General features: G+C 69.1%; 15 protein-coding genes and 1 pseudogene. 10 read left to right on the top strand and 6 right to left on the bottom strand.

Annotated elements, in window-relative coordinates; genetic code table 11:
* The first annotated feature begins 409 nt into the window (after positions 1–409).
* The 3 genes from ACZ4S3_RS32140 to ACZ4S3_RS32130 are packed head-to-tail and all read left to right on the top strand — an operon-like array spanning position 410 to position 5,432.
* Positions 410–1,141: a WXG100-like domain-containing protein gene (locus tag ACZ4S3_RS32140; protein WP_467940605.1), complete on the top strand. Its 732-nt coding sequence runs from the start codon at positions 410–412 to the stop codon at positions 1,139–1,141.
* Positions 1,138–4,974: an RHS repeat-associated core domain-containing protein gene (locus ACZ4S3_RS32135; protein ID WP_467940603.1), complete on the top strand. Its 3,837-nt coding sequence runs from the start codon at positions 1,138–1,140 to the stop codon at positions 4,972–4,974. Before ACZ4S3_RS32140 ends, ACZ4S3_RS32135 begins: the two co-directional genes overlap by 4 nt.
* On the top strand, positions 4,971–5,432 hold the full coding sequence (locus ACZ4S3_RS32130; RefSeq protein WP_467940601.1) for an SUKH-3 domain-containing protein: 462 nt from the start codon (positions 4,971–4,973) through the stop codon (positions 5,430–5,432). Before ACZ4S3_RS32135 ends, ACZ4S3_RS32130 begins: the two co-directional genes overlap by 4 nt.
* A gap of 120 nt (positions 5,433–5,552) precedes the next feature.
* Here ACZ4S3_RS32130 and ACZ4S3_RS32125 read toward each other — a convergent pair whose 3' ends face one another.
* The 4 genes from ACZ4S3_RS32125 to ACZ4S3_RS32110 form a co-directional block, all read right to left on the bottom strand.
* Positions 5,553–6,941, bottom strand: a complete 1,389-nt coding sequence (locus ACZ4S3_RS32125) for a (2,3-dihydroxybenzoyl)adenylate synthase (RefSeq protein WP_467940599.1) — start codon at positions 6,939–6,941, stop codon at positions 5,553–5,555.
* Positions 6,942–7,379: 438 nt separating this feature from the next.
* A complete protein-coding gene (locus ACZ4S3_RS32120) occupies positions 7,380–7,697 on the bottom strand; it encodes a hypothetical protein (RefSeq protein WP_467940597.1) in 318 nt (105 codons plus the stop codon).
* A gap of 264 nt (positions 7,698–7,961) precedes the next feature.
* Positions 7,962–8,366, bottom strand: a complete 405-nt coding sequence (locus ACZ4S3_RS32115; protein WP_467940595.1) for a cupin domain-containing protein — start codon at positions 8,364–8,366, stop codon at positions 7,962–7,964.
* Positions 8,363–9,808, bottom strand: coding sequence for an MFS transporter (locus tag ACZ4S3_RS32110; RefSeq protein WP_467940593.1), 1,446 nt, complete (start codon positions 9,806–9,808; stop codon positions 8,363–8,365). Before ACZ4S3_RS32110 ends, ACZ4S3_RS32115 begins: the two co-directional genes overlap by 4 nt.
* A 57-nt stretch (positions 9,809–9,865) precedes the next feature.
* Here ACZ4S3_RS32110 and ACZ4S3_RS32105 point away from each other — a divergent pair, with 57 nt between their 5' ends.
* From ACZ4S3_RS32105 to ACZ4S3_RS32095, 3 genes are all read left to right on the top strand, one after another.
* Complete coding sequence (locus ACZ4S3_RS32105) at positions 9,866–10,534, top strand: TetR/AcrR family transcriptional regulator (RefSeq protein ID WP_467940591.1); 669 nt, start codon at positions 9,866–9,868, stop codon at positions 10,532–10,534.
* A gap of 250 nt (positions 10,535–10,784) precedes the next feature.
* On the top strand, positions 10,785–11,282 hold the full coding sequence (locus ACZ4S3_RS32100; RefSeq protein ID WP_467940589.1) for a MarR family winged helix-turn-helix transcriptional regulator: 498 nt from the start codon (positions 10,785–10,787) through the stop codon (positions 11,280–11,282).
* 47 nt (positions 11,283–11,329) lie between these two features.
* Complete coding sequence (locus ACZ4S3_RS32095; protein ID WP_467940587.1) at positions 11,330–11,800, top strand: pyridoxamine 5'-phosphate oxidase family protein; 471 nt, start codon at positions 11,330–11,332, stop codon at positions 11,798–11,800.
* Between the two features lie 335 nt (positions 11,801–12,135).
* Here ACZ4S3_RS32095 and ACZ4S3_RS32090 read toward each other — a convergent pair whose 3' ends face one another.
* Entirely contained in the window at positions 12,136–12,807 is a 672-nt protein-coding gene (locus ACZ4S3_RS32090) for a response regulator (protein ID WP_467940585.1), read from the bottom strand.
* Positions 12,804–13,979: an ATP-binding protein gene (locus tag ACZ4S3_RS32085; protein WP_467940583.1), complete on the bottom strand. Its 1,176-nt coding sequence runs from the start codon at positions 13,977–13,979 to the stop codon at positions 12,804–12,806. Before ACZ4S3_RS32085 ends, ACZ4S3_RS32090 begins: the two co-directional genes overlap by 4 nt.
* A 208-nt stretch (positions 13,980–14,187) precedes the next feature.
* Between ACZ4S3_RS32085 and ACZ4S3_RS32080 the strand changes: the two genes are divergently transcribed.
* The 4 genes and pseudogenes from ACZ4S3_RS32080 to ACZ4S3_RS32065 all read left to right on the top strand — a co-directional run bounded on the left by ACZ4S3_RS32080 (position 14,188) and on the right by ACZ4S3_RS32065 (position 16,507).
* Positions 14,188–15,108, top strand: coding sequence for an ATP-binding cassette domain-containing protein (locus ACZ4S3_RS32080; RefSeq protein WP_467940581.1), 921 nt, complete (start codon positions 14,188–14,190; stop codon positions 15,106–15,108).
* Positions 15,105–15,959, top strand: a complete 855-nt coding sequence (locus tag ACZ4S3_RS32075; RefSeq protein WP_467940579.1) for an ABC transporter permease — start codon at positions 15,105–15,107, stop codon at positions 15,957–15,959. The genes ACZ4S3_RS32080 and ACZ4S3_RS32075 overlap by 4 nt, the downstream gene beginning before the upstream one ends.
* 107 nt (positions 15,960–16,066) lie before the next feature.
* A pseudogene (locus ACZ4S3_RS32070) lies at positions 16,067–16,207 on the top strand (ATP-binding cassette domain-containing protein); the annotation flags it as partial.
* 63 nt (positions 16,208–16,270) lie between these two features.
* Positions 16,271–16,507: a hypothetical protein gene (locus tag ACZ4S3_RS32065; protein ID WP_467940577.1), complete on the top strand. Its 237-nt coding sequence runs from the start codon at positions 16,271–16,273 to the stop codon at positions 16,505–16,507.
* The last annotated feature ends 138 nt before the right edge of the window (positions 16,508–16,645 follow it).

Below are 16,645 nucleotides of genomic sequence, written 5' to 3'. Positions count from 1 at the left end.
TCTGGGCGGTGCGATCGGCGTGGCATGTCCTCGTTGCCCGCGGAGGGGGGCTTCTGCGGGTGTGCGAGGTGCCGCAGGACGAGTGGGTGGACCGGTACAGGGCATGGCACCCGGCGTGGCAAAGCCGTGAGTAGGAGCGCGAGGTCGCTCGCAGGATCCTCGAGGAGGCTTGGGCGCTCCAGAGACATCGGTTGCGGTGCAACAAGACTTCCGAGGCCGAAATGGGGTGGCCGAGGACATGTGGGAAGGCGGTGGCAACGTCGACGGGCGGATGGTCCCAGGCGGAGCGAAAGACCCCTCCTGTTAGGTGCATTTATGGCCGTTCCTGGGCTCTATTTTTGCACCTTCATTGCTCTTTCTTGAATTGCCTCTGATGAGCTGTCATGGCTATGACCAGGGGGGGAGCAGTATGGCAATCGAGCTGCCTGAGCAGGTGGTGTCGTTCCTTCAGTTCATCGGAGTGAACTGGCCGAACGTCAATGAGGACAAGGTCCGCGAGTTCGCGTCTCACGTGCGGGACTTCGCGCAGAAGGTGGATGACACCCACAAGGACTCCACCGTCACGGTCAAGCAGCTGGCGGACGTGTATCAGGGCGCGTCGTATGACGCTCTGCTGGCCAAGTGGGGGCAGCTGTCCGACGGTCACATGACGGAGCTGGTGACCGCCTGTCACACGGTGGCGTCCGCTCTGGACATCGCGGCGGACACGATCGTGGCGATGAAGGTGGAGGCGATCGCCGAACTGACCGTGCTGGCCATCACGTTCGTGGCCGACCAGGCGGCCGCGGTCGTCACTCTCGGGATCGCGGAGGCGGCCGAGGCGCTGGTCATCGCGGCGGCCGAGAAGCTCATGGACTTCCTTGTGCAGCAGTTGGAGCAGCACATCATCGGCCAGGTCATCGAGGCGGCCATCAACCCGTTGGTGGAGGTGGTCGGCAAGGCGGTGAGCGGCATGGTCTTCCAGGCCGCAGAGTCCGCCCTCGGTGTCTCCGCCGGTGGTGGGGGTGGTGCGGGGTCGAGCTTCTCCATCCATCCGGAGGAGATGCACGCGCGCGCCGAACTGCTGCGCGGACACGCGAAGACCGTGGCCTCGCATGCCGCGGAATTCGAGACGAAGGCTGCGGGAGTGAGCTTCGAATGAGCAATCCGATCGTCAAGGCGTTGGAGCACGGCGCGGAGAAGCTGGCCAAGACGCTGGGAAAGGACGCGGGCAAGGCCGTCCAGGACCTGTACCACGGGGCGGGTGACCGGCTGAAAAAGGTCGCCAGGAACCACGCAGAGAACGACGCCAAGCACGCCCGGGAACTCGACAAGATCCTCAAGGGCGGCAAGGAGGACATGCCGCACGCGCCCCACGCCACGGGCAAGGGCGGCGGCCGGCCCGGCAGCGGTGCATCCTCCGGAGGCCGGGGCCGCGAACAGGTGGAGAACCCACGCGAGGCCGGTCGGCCGCAGGAGTCCGTCTGTCCCGGTGGTGAGCCGGTCGACATGGCGACCGGGCGGATGTTCATCGACCAGACGGATGTGTCGCTGCCCGGCGCGCTGCCGCCGCTGTTCAGGCGGTCGTTCGAGTCCGGCTACCAGGCTGGGCGCTGGATGGGCCCGCGCTGGGTCTGCACCTTCGACGAGCGATTGGAAATCGACGACGAGGGTGTCGTCTACCTCAGCGCGGAGCGGACCGCGCAGGCATACCCGCACCCGACGCCCGACGAGCCTGCCCAGGCGACGGCCGGCGCCCGCCTGGACCTCGAGAGCGACGGCCTCACGGGCGACTACACCCTGACCGACGTCACCACTGGCCTGGTCCGGGAATTCACCCGCCGGCCCGATGGCGAGACGGCCCTGCTGACCGGAATACGCGACCGGGCAGGCCACCGCGTCGAGTTCGCCTACGCTGCCGACGGCGCACCGCTGAGCATGACGCACTCCGGTGGCTACCGCATCCTGGTCAGCGTGGACGCCGGCCGCATCAGCGCGCTGCACCTGGCCGGAGCGGATGAGGACGGCCGCGATCTGCTGCTCACCCGGTACGGCTACACCGACGGGCACCTGACCGCCGTCTACAACTCCTCCGGGCGCCCGCTGCTCTTCGCCAACGACGCTCAAGGCCGGATCCTGTCCTGGACGGACCGGAACGGCACCCGGTACCTCTATACCTACGACGAGTTCAACCGGGTCGTGGAGGAAGGGTGCGCCGACGGTACGCTCAGGTTCCACTTCGAGTACGGCGCCCCGGACCCGGACACCGGCATCAAGGTCCACTCCGAGACCAACGCGCTCGGCCACACCACCCGGCACCACGTCAACGAGCACTCCCAGGTCGTCGCTCAGACCGACCCGCTCGGGAACACCACATATTTCGAACGGGACGAGTACGACACCCTGCTCTCCCAGACCGACCCGCTCGGCCGCACCACCCGGTTCGCCTACGACGACACCGGCAGCCTCATCTCCGTCACGCGTCCGGACGGCGAGCAGGCCACGGCTGCCTACTTCGGTGATTCGAGCCGGCCCACGCTGATCACCAGGCCCGGCGGGCTGACCTGGCAGCAGACCTACGACGAGGCGGGCCGCCGCACCTCGCTCACCGACCCCACCGGGGCCACCACTCGCTACGGCTACGACGAGTCCGGGCATCTGGCCTTCGTGACCGACGCCCTCGGCCACTCCACGCGTATCCGGTGCAACGCCGCCGGCCTACCCATCGAGGTCACCGACCGGGCCGGAGCCACCAGCAGGTACGAGCGCGACGCCTTTGGCCGGGTTGTCGCCATCACCGACCAGCTGGGCGACATCACCCGGCTGACCTGGAGCAACGAGGGCAAGCTGACGTCGTACGCGGCGCCCGACGGAACCGTCGAGACCTGGACGTACGACGCCGAGGGCAATCCGCTCACCCACACCGACCGTCTCGGCCAGACCAGCACCTTCGAGTACGCACCCTTCGCGACCCTCGCTGCCCGTACCGACCCGGACGGCACCCGTCTCACCTTCAGCCACGACGCTCATATGCAGCTCGTGGCGGTCACCAACGCCCTGGGACAGACCTGGAATTACACGTACGACCCCGCCGGCCAGCTCATATCGGAATCCGACTTCAACGGCCGGACCGTCGGCTACCAACTGGACGCCGCCGGCCAGATCGTCTCGCGTACCAATCCGCTGGGACAGCGGATCCAGTACTCCTATGACGTACTCGGTCAGCTCGTGGCGAAGAACGCGGACGGGGCGATCACGAGCTACGCCTACGACAGCGCCGGGCACCTGATCCGGGCCACCAGCCCGGACGCGGATGTGCTCCGCACGGTCGACGCCCTCGGCAACCTGATCAGCGAGGCCGTCAACGGCCTCACCCTCACCCACACCCTCGACGTCCTCGGCCGGAGCACCGGGCGCACCACCCCCAGCGGTCACACCAGCGCCTGGACCTACGACCGGGCCGGTCGCCGCACCTCCCTCGCCACCCCCGGCGGCAGGCTCGACTTCGCCTACGACGCGGCCGGGCGCGAAAACGAGCGCACCATCGGCGAACGTCTCACCCTGGCCAGTGCCTGGGACGCCGAACACCGCCTCACCGGCCAGATCCTCCGGTCCGAGCAGTCGGTACTGCAACGCCGCGACTACACCTACCGGGCCGACGGTGCCCTCACCGGGGTGGAGGACCAGCTCAGCGGTGCCCGTACCTTCGACCTCGACGCCGCCGGACGCGTCACCGCCGTCCATGCCGCCACCTGGACCGAGAACTACGCCTACGACCCGGCCGGCAACCTCACCGCCGCGGACTGGCCCACCACCGGCGCCACGCAGGCGGCGGTCGGCACCCGCACGTACAGCGGCACCCAGCTCAGCACCGCCGGCCGCGTGCGCTACGAGAACGACACCGCGGGCCGCACCACCCTGCGCCAGGTCACCCGCCTCTCGAAAAAGCCCGCTACCTGGCACTACACCTGGGACGCCGAAGACCGCCTCACCCACGTCACCACGCCCGACGGCACGCGCTGGCGCTACCTCTACGACCCCTTCGGCCGCCGGATCGCCAAACACCGCCTGGCCGCGGACGGCGTCACCGTCGAGGAGCGGACCGACTTCACCTGGGACGGCTCAAGGCTCGCCGAGCAGACCACCCACGCCCCGTACCTTCCCGGGCCGTACACCATGAGCTGGGATCACCGAGGGCTGCACCCGCTCGCCCAGACCGAGACCATCACGACCCCCGCGACGGCCGACACCCCGCAGGACCAGATCGACCGCCGCTTCTTCGCGATCGTCACCGACCTCGTCGGCACCCCGACCGAACTCGTCGACACGGCCACCGACACCATCGCCTGGCGGGCCACGACGACCCTCTGGGGCGACACCACCTGGGCCACCGGCAACACCACCCAGACGCCGCTGCGCTTCCCCGGCCAGTACTTCGACCCCGAGACGGGCCTCCACTACAACCTCAACCGTTACTACGACCCCCAAACCGCCCGGTACACCAGCCCCGACCCGCTCGGCCTCAGCCCCGCGCCCAACCCCGACGCCTACGTCCACAACCCCCACACCTGGTGCGACCCCCTCGGCCTCATGGCGCAAAACCAGGTGAACCCGCTCAAAAAGGAGCTGATGGACCTGGCGAATCAGCGGAAGCAAAAGGTCATGGACGGCCTCGCCGAGGACGAGAAGCCCCCGGGTGCCTACGCTGCGGGCAAGGACCGGACCACCGGTAAGGTCTACTACGGGGAGAGCGGTCCGGGCACCGGCCACGAGCAGGCAGTGATTGACGCGATGCCCGAGGAATCGCACCACAAAGCGGGCCGCCCGGCGAACGTCTGCGGTGAACCACGGATGTTCACCAACGCGATCAAGGACGGCGCGGACCCGAAGAACATTGACCTGGTGACCATCAACACAAAGGGAAAGAAATTCCCCATGTGTGACAACTGCAAGACATGGGTGCCCGGCTTCGGAGGAGAGGTCCTGACAGGATGAACAACACCCCTGACCGTCCAGCGGTACAGCGGCTGCGAGCTGCCGTTGCGGGAGAGACGCGCCTTGAAGCCGGTCCGTTGGACGTTGAGGACGTCTGCCGCCGATACGCCGAAGACGGTTACGAAGTCACCTCTCGCCTCCGGGACTTCCTGGCCAACTACGGGGAACTCACCGTGACCTGGATGTGGCGGCAGCACGAGGTAGAGCTCACGACCTCGGTAGAGAGGACCCTGGATGCCACGCATGCCCTCCCTCGGAACGTTCGCATCGACGCGAAGCGCATCGGCCGGCCCCTCGTGCTGATCGGTACGGCCTGGGATACCGAAGACGTTGTGCTGCTGGCCGACAATGATGACATCTTCATCTCCGGCGACGCCGGGATCCAGCGGATCGCCAATGGCTTCGAGAACGCCATCCGCGCCATCGGAACGGACAGCTGGGACAAAACCTTCTTCTGAGTCACATGTCGTCCCCGGTGGGCCACCGGGGCACCGGGGCACCAAGGCATCAGGGCATCGCGTCAGCTTTCGTATGCGCCGGTCTCCCGGGTCAACTTGAGGCCGGCCCGGCCCGGCCCGTCACAGGTCAGATGGATCTTCGTGGTCAGCCCGCCGCGGGATGTCCTTGAGGGGGCCGGTCACCACCAGGTTGCCGTCCGGGGTGCGCCGCGCGAGGTTGCCGGTGCGGAAGTAGCCGTCGGTGGTGAAGGAGCGTGCGTTGTGGTCGGGTGCCCGGTAGTAGCCTCGCAGGGTATACGGACCGCGGGCGAGGAGTTCGCCGGGCTCCCCGTCGGGCACGTCCTTGCCGTCGACGTCGACAATGCGGATCTCATCGTCGGGGGAGAGCGGGCGGCCCTGCGTGGTGAGCACGGTCTCGTCCGGATCGGCGGGCCGGGTGAGAGTGAGCAGCCCCTCAGCCATGCCGAAGACCTGCTGCAGGCGACAGCCCAATTCGGGGCCTATCCGTTCGGCGGTCGCCCGGTGCAGGGGCGCGCCGCCGATCTGCACGAGACGCAGACTGCTCAAGTCGGCCTGGACCGTGGGAAGTGCGTCGAGCCAGAGCTGGGCGACGGCGGGCGCCACCGACGTGATGGTGACCCGCTCTCGTTCGATGACCGGAAAGCATGCGGCGGGTCCCGGGTTCTCGGCCAGGACGACGGTGCCGCCGACGGAGAGGGTGCCGACGATGCCGGGGCAGCCGAAGGTGAAGTTGAACTCGGCGGGCAGCGCGGCGAGATAGACGTCGTTCTCGGTGAGCGACACCAGCTCGGCGGCGGCTTGCGCCTGGTAGGCGTAGTCGTTGTGGGTGCGCGGAATGAGCTTGGGCGCCGCGGTGGTACCGCCGGAGAGCAGGAAGAACGCCACCTGGTCGGCGCTCTGCGCAAGCGCCGGCGCGGGCGGGGCGTCGATGGAGCCCAGCGGGAAGTAGTGGCAGCCCGCCCGGTCGGTCGAAAGGCCGCCGTACGGGGACGAGGTGCCCGGCGCCTCAAGGGTGAACACCCGCCGTAGGAAGGGCCCTTGGGCCGCGATATCCGCTGCCATCGCCGTATGGTCGAAGCCCTGGTACGTCGAGGGGCCGACGTAGCCGACGGCCTGGGTGAAGTGCACGAGGTGGGACACCTCGGACGCGCGGTGTGAGACCGGGCAGAACACGGGGACCGCGCCGAGGCGCATCAGGGCGAACACGGTGATGACGAACTCGGGAACGTTCGGTAGCTGGACGACGACCCGTTGCCCGGGCCGGAGGCCGCGCAGCCGGAATCCGGCGGCCATGCGATTCACGCGCCGGTTCAGGTTCGCGTACGTGATGCGGGTGCCGCCCTGCACGAGCGCGGTCCGCGGTCCGTACTGCAGGGCCCAGCCGCGCAGCAGATTGTCCAGCGTATTGCCACGCCAGTGCCCGGCCGCCCAGTAGCGGTCGACGAACTCCTCGGGCCAGGGCGTGCAGCCGTCGAGCATGGATGCCATTCGCTTCCTTCTGTACCAGTTTCCGAACCGGAAGCCGTGCGGGTCGTGTCTCGCCGTGACGGGGGTGGGGCAGCCGGTGTTCATCCAGGTCAATGTCGCAATGCGACCCCCTATCGACCCCCTATCGCCCCCTTCTCAACGCCGGGGAGCGACTTCGCCGCCTTGGCCATGGCAATCCAAACTGCCAACACCCCTATACGCAATGTGCTTTCCCAACCATGGACGCTGAATTCCCTCAGCAGAAAGACCAATGAGCGCCGCTGACCAGCAAGAATGGCCGGGGCTCAATCCAACTCGGCCTCGCGCCACGGCGGAACCTCATGACGTTGCGTTCCTGGCCGGAGTTGTCGTCAAATGTCACGCCCACATCTCCCGGGCGAACCGTTCCGTTGGCAGTGGGCGGCGACCGGGAGCGCTCGACGACCGACGTGAAGAAGCTCAGACCAGTGCCGTGAACAGCGTGAACGGGACCGTGATCAGTACGGCCGTGCCGAGCCACGTGCCGAGCCGGTCTCCGCGCCGCAGCGGCAGGAGCACGTCCACGGCGAGGACCAGCACCAGCATGAACAGCCCTGTTACCGCCAGCAGGAACGTCACGGGACCCGCGTGATCGAGGGTGGTGTAGTTGCAGTTGGAGAGGCCACGGCGAGCCATGTCGTCCACGCTGCGGCAGTCCATCGGCAGGTACTCCGTCAGCAACCACCATGCAAGGCTGAGGGGGATCATCGCGGGGACGCCGAGGGCGAGATTCACCATGCCCGGCACCCAAGGACCTCGCCTCGCCCGCCGGCCACGATCGAAGTTCACGCCGCTCCCCGACATAGCTCGCAGCCCTTTGCCGCTCCCCAAGCACCACCAGGGACGCAGAAGATCCATCCGGCGGTTCCGCGGCGGACGACTCTGCGGCCGGGACACGGACAGCCGCTGGGTACGGGCGGAACCAGGGCCCCGCGCCGTCAGCCCGCGCGGGGCCCTGTGCGTACCCCGGCCAATAGCGAATCTGGCGGGCCACCTGAAAGGTCAGCTGGCGTCGGTGCGCTTTTCGAGGCGGGTGCCGTGGCGAAGGGTGATCGACATCAGGTCGCTGGGGGCGTCCAGCTCCAGGCGGTGCCAGCGGCCGCGGGGGACGATCACGGCGGTGCCTGCTTGCAACTGCACCATGTCCTCGGCACCGCCGGGCGTGCCGGCGCGGAAGTGGAGGCGGACGCCGCCGGTCAGGCAGCACACCGCCTCTTCGGCCTCCGGGTGCATCTCCCAGTGGTCGGCGTGGACGTCGGCATCGGTCTCCACGTGGAAGGTCGCTATCTGCCAGGCGCCGGAGTCGCTGCTCGTCATCTGCCGTTCGGTGGCTCGGACGTCGCCGTCGGGGCGGATGTGCAGCGCGGAGGCGAACAGGTCGATGGATGAGAGGGGAGTGGTCGTCATGACGGCATTCCTTCCAGTCGGTTCTCGGTGGTGGTGGGTCGTGGGGTGAGGGTGGCGGCCCGGTGGCGGGGCAGCACGCCGATCGCAACGACTGCCGCGACCACGAAGAGGGCGGCGGTGACGGCGAGGCCCAGGGCATAGCCGTCGTTGAGTGCGGCGGGGTCGGTGGCCCTGCCGGTGCGGTGTGCGGCGATGGTGGCCAGGGCCGCCAGGCCGACGCAGCCCCCGAGTTGGCGGGAGCTGTTGAGAAATCCGGAGGCCATGCCGGCCTCGCGAGGGGCGATGCCGGTGGTCGCGGCGGCGGCGACCGGGGCCATCACCATTCCGATGCCGATGCTGGTGACGAGGGACGGGCCGAGTACGTCGGCGAGGAAGCCGCCGTGCGGGCTGATGAAGGCGAACCAGGCCAGTCCCGCGGCGGCCAGCAGGGCGCCGGGTACCAGGGACGCGCGGGGGGTACGCGTCATGAGGACGCGGGTCGCGACGAAAGTGCTCGCGACCAGGCCCACGAAGAAGGGCAAGAACGCGGTGCCGGTCGCCGCGGCGCCCATTCCGAGGACCTGCTGCAGGTACAGGGACACGAAGTAGAACGCCGAGAACTGCCCGGCCGCGGCCAGGAACACCAGCACATTGGCGCCGGCGACCCAGCGGCTGCGCAGCAGACCGAGGCGCAGCAGGGGCGCGGAAGCCCTGGACTCGGCGAAGACGAAAGCGGCCAGGAGCACGGCCGCGGCGGCGAGGGTCACCAACGTGGCCGGGGACCCCCATCCCCGGGCGTCGCTGCGGACGACGCCGAACACCAACAGCCCGACTCCGCTGGTCGCCAGGACAGCGCCGGGCACGTCCAGCCTCTCGCGCCGGTCGGGCTGCGCCCCGGCGGGCACGCCTGCCAGAACCAGCGCGAGAGCCGACGCCACGATGGGCAGGTTGACCAGCATCACCCAGCGCCAGCCCGCGTACTCGGTGAGCAGCCCGCCTGCCAGCACGCCCAGCGCTCCCCCTGCGGCGTTCACCGCGCTCCACACCCCGAGCGCACGGACACGCCGGGGGCCTTCGGGGAAGGTGGTGGTGAGCAACGCCAGCGCTGCCGGTGCGGCCGCGGCGGCACCCAGGCCCTGACCGGCGCGGGCGGCGATCAGTTGCCAGGGTGCCTGGGCCAACCCGCCTGCCAGCGAGCACAGTCCGAAGACGGCCAGACCGACCAGGAACAGGCGACGCCGGCCGTACAGGTCGCAGGCACGGCCGCCCAGCAGCAGCAGTCCGCCGAAGGTGAGCGCGTAGACGTGCACGACCCATGACAGGTCGACCGGCGCGAAGCCCAGCGCGGTGCGGATCGCGGGCAGTGCGACGTTGACCACCGACATGTCCAGGGCGAAGACGAACTGGGCGACGGAAGCCGCCGCCAGCACCACTCCAGGGTGCCCCCGTAAGTTTCTATACATGTAAGAAAATTAACTGAACGGGACCGCCGTTGTCGATACCTCGGGGATGATGGGGGCATGTCGCGACCGTCCGCACCACGCAAATCCCCCGGCCGGCCTCCCCGTATCTCCCGCGAGGAGGTCATCGGGACGGCCCGTCGGATCGTGACCGAGGAGGGCGTGGACCGGCTGACCATGCGTCGGCTGGCCACGGAAATCGGCAGTACGCCGATGGCGCTCTACCACCACGTCCGCAACAAGGAAGAACTGCTCGTCCTGCTCCTTGACGACTACGCCTCACGGACACTGCGCCGAACCGAACTACCCGCCCAGCCCCGCGACCGGATCGTCGTCGCCGCCGCCACGATCCACGACTCGCTCGCCGCATGCCCCTGGATCGTGGAGGTGCTTACCGCTGATGACCTGATGTCCACGTCCGCGCTGTGGTTCGTCGAGCAGATCGTCGACGGCTTGGTCGCATGCGGACTCTCCGTCGAGCGGGCCGTGCACGGATACCGCGCGATCTGGTACTACACCGTCGGCGAGATCGTGGTCCGTACGACAGCGGCCCGGCGGCGCGCAGAAGATGACCGTGCGACCTACCGCGAGCGAGTCTTCGGTGACGTCGACCCAGGTGAACTGCCGCGGTTGGCGCAGGTCGCGGACCGGTGGGCGTCGCTGACCGTCGAGGACACCTACCAGGACGGGCTTCGAACCCTGGTGGATGGTCTCCTCGCCGTCCGCTGACGGTCCGCCGCCGGTGCTGTGCGCCTGACCTCCGATGGGACAATGGGACACTCCCCACCTGGATCTCGCACGCCCTTAAGTGTCGGCAAACGATGGCGAGCTCAAGCGGCCAGCGCATTCCCGCTGTTCAGGAGGCCCGCGTAGACGTCTTCCGGAGTCCGGTAGCCGTGGGTCTTGCGCGGACGGTGGTTGAGCTTGTGGGTAACGGTGACGGTGTTCACGCGCGCTGCGAGAATGTAGCGTCACGATCATGAAACCGTTGGACAGCGGCATCACTGACCAGGCCCCGGCCAATCCGGATGCCACCGACGACATGCTGGCCGGCCAGCCCATCGGTTACTGGAGCGGTCTGGTCCACGCGGCCGTCACCCGGCACCTGCGCGACGCGATGGCCAAGACCGACGTCACGCAGCCGCAGTACTGGGTGCTCAACTGCGTGAACGACTGGCCCGCGGCGCCGAGTCGTGAGGAGGTGGCCGCCCAACTGACGCCCATCGCAGACGGGCCGCACGACATCGCGCGGGTCGTCGATCAACTGCTTCACCGCGACTGGCTTCAAGCCGACGCCGGGCAACGGCTCCACCTCACGGCTGCGGGGGACGCAGCCAGACTACGGCTACGCAACCTGGTCACCGAGCTGCGCGCTGTGGTCCACGAGGGCATCGGTGACGAGGAGTACGTAGCCGCGCTCAGGGTGCTGCGCACGATGGTCGCCAACGTTGAGCGCGGCCTCGGCCCTGCGACCTAGTTCCGCTGACGGATGTGGTGTAGTGCCCCAAACCATAACCTCGCTCCATGACGTCAGTTGATTCTCGTCTCAGCGGACCCCGCAGCCCGGAGCAGCGCAAGCGCGAGGCGCTGGAACGGCTCACGCGGGACAACGATGTATGGGCCGCTACGGCCGACGCCACCGGTGAGCCGTGCCTCGTTCCGCTTGCCTTCTGGTGGGACGGCGAGGCTGTCTGGCTGTCCACCCGTGTCACCAACCCGACTGGGCGCAACCTGTCTGCCACGGGACAGATCCGCCTTTGCTTCGGCCACACCCGGGACGTGGTCCTGGTCCACGGCACCGCGCGCATGCTGACCCGCGAGGAGCTTCCGGCCGAGGTGGGCGATGCCTTCGCAGCCAAGGACGGCTGGGATCCTCGGAAGGATCACCCCTCTTACGTCTTCTTCCAGGTCATCCCGGAGGTTCTGCAGGCGTGGGGAACGGTTCCCGAGATGAGCGGACGGACCCTTATGCGCGAGGGCAAGTGGCTGGTTTAAGGCCTGTCCCGAACTGCAAAGAGCCACTCGGTTACGTGCTTGGTCTCGGTCTGGTGCGGGGTCTGCCCGGTCCCGGCCGGGGCACCCTGACAGGGCCCAGGACGGCCTCGAGCTGCAGACGTCCGCACCGCGCTGGGTGTGCCGGCCTTGCCCACGGCGGGACGGTGAAGCCTGCGGGGACGGCATGGGCGGCGAGCCAGTCATGCCTACAGTCGTAGTGAGTGAACGTGGTACCGGCTGCTCTCCAGCGGCTCGTACCGGAGCCTCTCCAGCGGTTTGTACACGAGACGGGGAGACGCGATATCTCCGACTTCGCCATGGGCCCAGGAACGCGCTCAGCGAGGCAGCGTGACCAGCCCCGTCTCATAGGCGGTGATCACGAGCTGAACCCGATCCCGGGCGCCGAGTTTGGTGAGCAGCCGTGACACGTGCGACTTGGCGGTGGCCACCGTGATGAAGAGATCCGCCGCGATCTCGGTGTTCGACCGGCCGCGTCCGACCAGGGTCAGGACTTCCCGTTCCCGCTCGGTGATGCCCTCGACCGGCCGTGGGGAGCGCTCCGGGGCGGCCGCGGGGCGCCTGGCGAAGTCCGCGATCAGACGGCGTGTCACACCCGGCGCGATCAGTGCGTCGCCGGCGGCGACCACGCGGATCGCCGCGAGGATGTCGTCCAGCGCCATGTCCTTGACCACGAAGCCGCTCGCGCCGGCATGGAGCGCGCCGTAGACGTGGTCGTCCTCGTCGAAGGTGGTCAGGACGAGGACGCGCGCGGTCGCCGGACCGGCCGTGATCAGGCGAGTGGCCTCGATCCCGTCCATACCGGGCATCCGGATATCCATCACCACGACGTCGGGGCTGACATCCCTGACCAGTTGGACCGCCTCGGCGCCGGTGGCGGCCTCACCGACGACCACCAGGTCGGGGTGATCGGCCATGATCACGCGCAGACCGGACCGCACCAACGGCTGGTCGTCGGCGAGCAGAACACGTACGGGACTGTCGGTCATCGGGACTCCACCGGAACTCCGACGGGTTCGGGCAGCGGCAGCCGCGCCGCCACTCGGAAGCCGCCCTCGGGACGCGGCCCGGCGCTGAGGTGGCCGTGCAGCAGGCCGACCCGCTCCCGCATGCCCACGATGCCGAAGCCGTGGGCCGAGCCGTTCTCCGTGGCGCCACGCCCGTTGTCGATGACCTCCACGGACAGTTCCTCGTCCCCGTAGTCGATGGCCACCCGGCAACGCCCGGTGCCCGCGTGGCGGACCACGTTGGTCAGCGCCTCCTGCACGATACGGTAGGCAGACAGGTCGATGTCGGCCGGCAGCGAGCGCTGCTCCCCACTGCGGCGCACGTCGACCCGTACCCCCGCGTCCGCAGTCGCCGCCGCCAGCCGTTCGATGTCCGCCAGACCCGGCGAGGGCGCGAGAGGTGCCTGCCCCGAGGCCGCCGCGCCCAGGTCGGCCTGACGAAGCGCCACCAGCGTGCGCCGAAGGCCCGACAGGGTCTCCCTGCTGGTGGCCTCGATGGCTCGCAGTGCCTCGCGGGCCTCCGCAGGCTGCGTCTGGATGACCCGGCTGCCCACCCCGGCCTGGATGGCAATGATGCCGATACTGTGCGCGACCATGTCGTGCAACTCCCGTGCGATCCGCAGCCGTTCGGCGGTCACGGCCTCGGCCACCTCCTGCGAACGCAGCGCCACCGCGTGCTCGCGGCGCTCGCGACTCAGCAGACCGACCATGCAGGATGCGGCCATCGCCAAGAGGGTGATCACGCCGTTGACGGTCAGGTTGTCCCCGTGCGCGAAGCCGCCGATAACCAAGAGCTGAACGGCGAAAGATACGGCTACGGCGACGGCCGAAGCGCGCCGCGTGCAGGTGGCGACAACGAAGCCCAGGACGAGATCCACCGCCAGATACGACAGAAACTGGCCCTGATACGACACCGCCAGGTCCGCATGGACGGAGCCGGGAGTGCCCACCACCACGGCAGTGGACCCGAAGAGCGTCATGGCCAGAACCAGCAGCGGCATCCGTCGCAGCACCCCGACGAGCAGGCTCACAGCCAGCAGCGACCCGACGGCGTGGACCGTGCCCGAAGCCCGCGTCGCGCCCCCCACCAGCAGAGCCAGCATGAAGAGGTACAGGACACCTCCCGCCCAGGCGATGACCTTCGTTCCCGTCATCGGCGGTGTGCCCTTTCGAGAGGGCAGTGGCGATGCGCAGCGCGCGCAGGCAACAGGGTGGTTGGTGTGGCGTCCATGCCGCGAGACTAACCAGCCGCCGCCCGCGCGGCATCGGCCCGGGGACGTACGCCCGCGGGCTAACCCCGCCACGCGATTGCCGCCCACGGCCCCATGACCGGACGGGCACCCTCCCGGCAGCGTTACCCCTGTGATCGAAGTCAACGAACTCACCAAGCGCTACGGCAGCAAGACCGCCGTCGACCATCTGTCCTTCACCGTGCGGCCCGGCCAGGTCACCGGATTCCTCGGCCCCAACGGCGCCGGCAAGACCACCACCCTGCGGATGATCCTCGGCCTGGACGCGCCCACCGGCGGCGCCGCCACCGTCAGCGGCGTCCCCTTCCGCAGCCACCCGCGCGGACTGCGGCACGTCGGCGCCCTCTTGGACGCCAACCAGGTCCACGGGGGACGCAGCGCCGCGGCCCACCTGTCCGCCCTGGCCCGCAGCAACGGCGTCCCGCTGCGCCGGGTGGACGAGGTGCTGCGGGAGGTGGGGCTGGCCGAGGCGGCGACCCGTCGCATCGGCGGGTTCTCGCTCGGCATGAAGCAGCGGCTCGGGATCGCTACGGCCCTGCTCGGCGACCCGCCCGTGCTCATGTTCGACGAGCCGGTCAACGGCATGGACCCGGAAGGCGTGCTCTGGGTGCGCCGCCTCTTCCGGCGCCTGGCCGCCGAAGGCCGCACGGTCTTCCTCTCCAGCCATCTGATGTCGGAGATGGAGAGCACCGCCGATCAGCTCGTCGTCATCGGCCGGGGCCGGCTCATCGCCGCCGAGTCGGTACCGGACTTCGCGGCCCGGAGCACCCGCCTCAGCGTCGTGGTGGGCACACCGCAGGCCGCCGAGCTGGCAGCGGTGCTGACCGCCGCCGGCGCGTCGGTCGAGGTGGAGGGCTCGGCGGGCGGCGAGAAGCTCGCCGTGACCGGGCTGCCCGCGGACCGGATCGGAGCGCTCGCCTCCGAGAACCGCATCACGCTGCACGAACTGACCACCCGAGCCGCCTCACTGGAGGAGGCCTTCATGGAACTCACCGCCGACAGCGTCGAATACCTGGCAGGACAGCCCCGATGACCACACTCACCTCCATTGCCCCGACCGCCTCAGCCGCGCCCGTCGCCGAGCCGCCGGTCCGCTTCCGCGACCTGCTCGCCGCCGAGTGGATCAAGGTGCGGTCCCTGCGCTCCACGCCGTGGACGATCGCACTCACCACCCTGTTCGTCATCGGGACCTCCGCCGTGGCGGCGCTTGCGGACTACAAGAACATGGCCGAAGCCGGCCCGGCCCCGCGGCGGCCCCACGACTTTCTGCCCTTCGACGCCTATCCGCCGGCCGGCTACATGACGCTGATGCTCGTCGCCTGCAGCATCGGCGCCATCACCGTCGTGAGCGAGTACAGCAGCGGCCTGATCCGCACCACCACAGTGGCCGTCCCTGCCCGCGGTGCGGTGGTGCTGGCCAAGGCGGTCGTGACCGCCGCGCTGTGGACCGCGGTCGGCACGGCCATCTCCCTCGGTTCCTTCCTGGTCTCCCAGGCCATCCTGAGCGGGCAGCACGCCGGCGTCCCCCTCACCCACCCCGGGGTGCTCCGGGCGCTGGTGGCTTCCGCGCTGCTGGCCCCGGTCTGCGCACTGGTCGGCCTGGGCCTCGGCGTCTGGATCCGGCACAGCGCCGCGACCATGGTCACCAGCGTCTTCACACTGCTGATGCTGCCCACACTCTTCTCGCAGAGCGACCGCTGGTCCGCCGACATCAACCACTCGATGGTAGTCGCCGCCTGGAAGCGCCTGGTCCAGAACTGGGGGCCGTCGCCCGACTCCCACATGTTCACCGCCACGGTCCCCGGCTCATGGATCGTGTACGCGCTCTGGCCGCTGATCGCAGTCACCCTCGCAGTGGTCGTCGTGAGACACCGCGACGTGTGAACGGGCCTCCGGGGCACGCCTGTTACGCCCTTGCGGCACAGGTGCGAGGCCCCGGAAGCTCGCCACAGCCCCGATGAAGGCCTCTCATAGACGACGACCAGCTGCGAGAGGTCTGCGAGTTCCTCGGACCCAACGGAGCGGGTAAGACCACGACCCTGCGCATGCTCACCACGCTGTTGCCGCCCAGCGGAGGCGAAGCCGAGACCGCCGGACACGACTTGCTCCGCGACCCCGTGGGCGTACGGTCGCCTGGTCCGAGATCCCTGGATGCCCCGGCGGGATCCCAGCCTGAGGTCCCGGTTCGGTCTGACTTGCTCGAGGTCGTGCTCGTCGCCGCAGAGTTCTCCCAACCGGTTGATGCGGATAACGAGCGTGCGGTGCTGCTCCTCGGCAGCGACAGTCATCATCCGGAACGCGAGCGGTGCAGGGCCGTGTTCTCCGAACACGCAGAGCTGCTGCGCATGCTGTGGGACGACGACACGCTGCCGGACGGACCGGTCAGCGCTGCCGACCGGGCATGCCTGCAGCAGGCCGCAGGACCGCACTGAAGCGGCCGCGTCTCGCTGGATGCGGTGCGCTGTATGGGCGAGAACAAGCTGGCGAGGTACGGGGGCGGATCTTGGAAGTGCTGGGAGTGGTGAGGCGGCCGGGGCGGAGTAGGGTTCGCGGTGGGCCGCCCGGTACCC

This window comes from Streptomyces sp. NPDC028368 (assembly GCF_055565615.1).
Note: the sequence above shows the minus strand (reverse complement) of the source record. Positions and strands in the feature narration are given on the sequence as shown.

What these genes read in the sequence shown, in the direction of transcription:
- ACZ4S3_RS32090 (WP_467940585.1), bottom strand. Translation starts at nt 12,807, where the DNA reads ATGACCGACAGTCCCGTACGTGTTCTGCTCGCCGACGACCAGCCGTTG.
- ACZ4S3_RS32140 (WP_467940605.1), top strand. Translation starts at nt 410, where the DNA reads ATGGCAATCGAGCTGCCTGAGCAGGTGGTGTCGTTCCTTCAGTTCATC.
- ACZ4S3_RS32120 (WP_467940597.1), bottom strand. Translation starts at nt 7,697, where the DNA reads ATGGTGAATCTCGCCCTCGGCGTCCCCGCGATGATCCCCCTCAGCCTT.
- ACZ4S3_RS32075 (WP_467940579.1), top strand. Translation starts at nt 15,105, where the DNA reads ATGACCACACTCACCTCCATTGCCCCGACCGCCTCAGCCGCGCCCGTC.
- ACZ4S3_RS32130 (WP_467940601.1), top strand. Translation starts at nt 4,971, where the DNA reads ATGAACAACACCCCTGACCGTCCAGCGGTACAGCGGCTGCGAGCTGCC.
- ACZ4S3_RS32085 (WP_467940583.1), bottom strand. Translation starts at nt 13,979, where the DNA reads ATGACGGGAACGAAGGTCATCGCCTGGGCGGGAGGTGTCCTGTACCTC.
- ACZ4S3_RS32110 (WP_467940593.1), bottom strand. Translation starts at nt 9,808, where the DNA reads ATGTATAGAAACTTACGGGGGCACCCTGGAGTGGTGCTGGCGGCGGCT.
- ACZ4S3_RS32100 (WP_467940589.1), top strand. Translation starts at nt 10,785, where the DNA reads ATGAAACCGTTGGACAGCGGCATCACTGACCAGGCCCCGGCCAATCCG.
- ACZ4S3_RS32135 (WP_467940603.1), top strand. Translation starts at nt 1,138, where the DNA reads ATGAGCAATCCGATCGTCAAGGCGTTGGAGCACGGCGCGGAGAAGCTG.
- ACZ4S3_RS32115 (WP_467940595.1), bottom strand. Translation starts at nt 8,366, where the DNA reads ATGACGACCACTCCCCTCTCATCCATCGACCTGTTCGCCTCCGCGCTG.
- ACZ4S3_RS32125 (WP_467940599.1), bottom strand. Translation starts at nt 6,941, where the DNA reads ATGGCATCCATGCTCGACGGCTGCACGCCCTGGCCCGAGGAGTTCGTC.
- ACZ4S3_RS32105 (WP_467940591.1), top strand. Translation starts at nt 9,866, where the DNA reads ATGTCGCGACCGTCCGCACCACGCAAATCCCCCGGCCGGCCTCCCCGT.
- ACZ4S3_RS32095 (WP_467940587.1), top strand. Translation starts at nt 11,330, where the DNA reads ATGACGTCAGTTGATTCTCGTCTCAGCGGACCCCGCAGCCCGGAGCAG.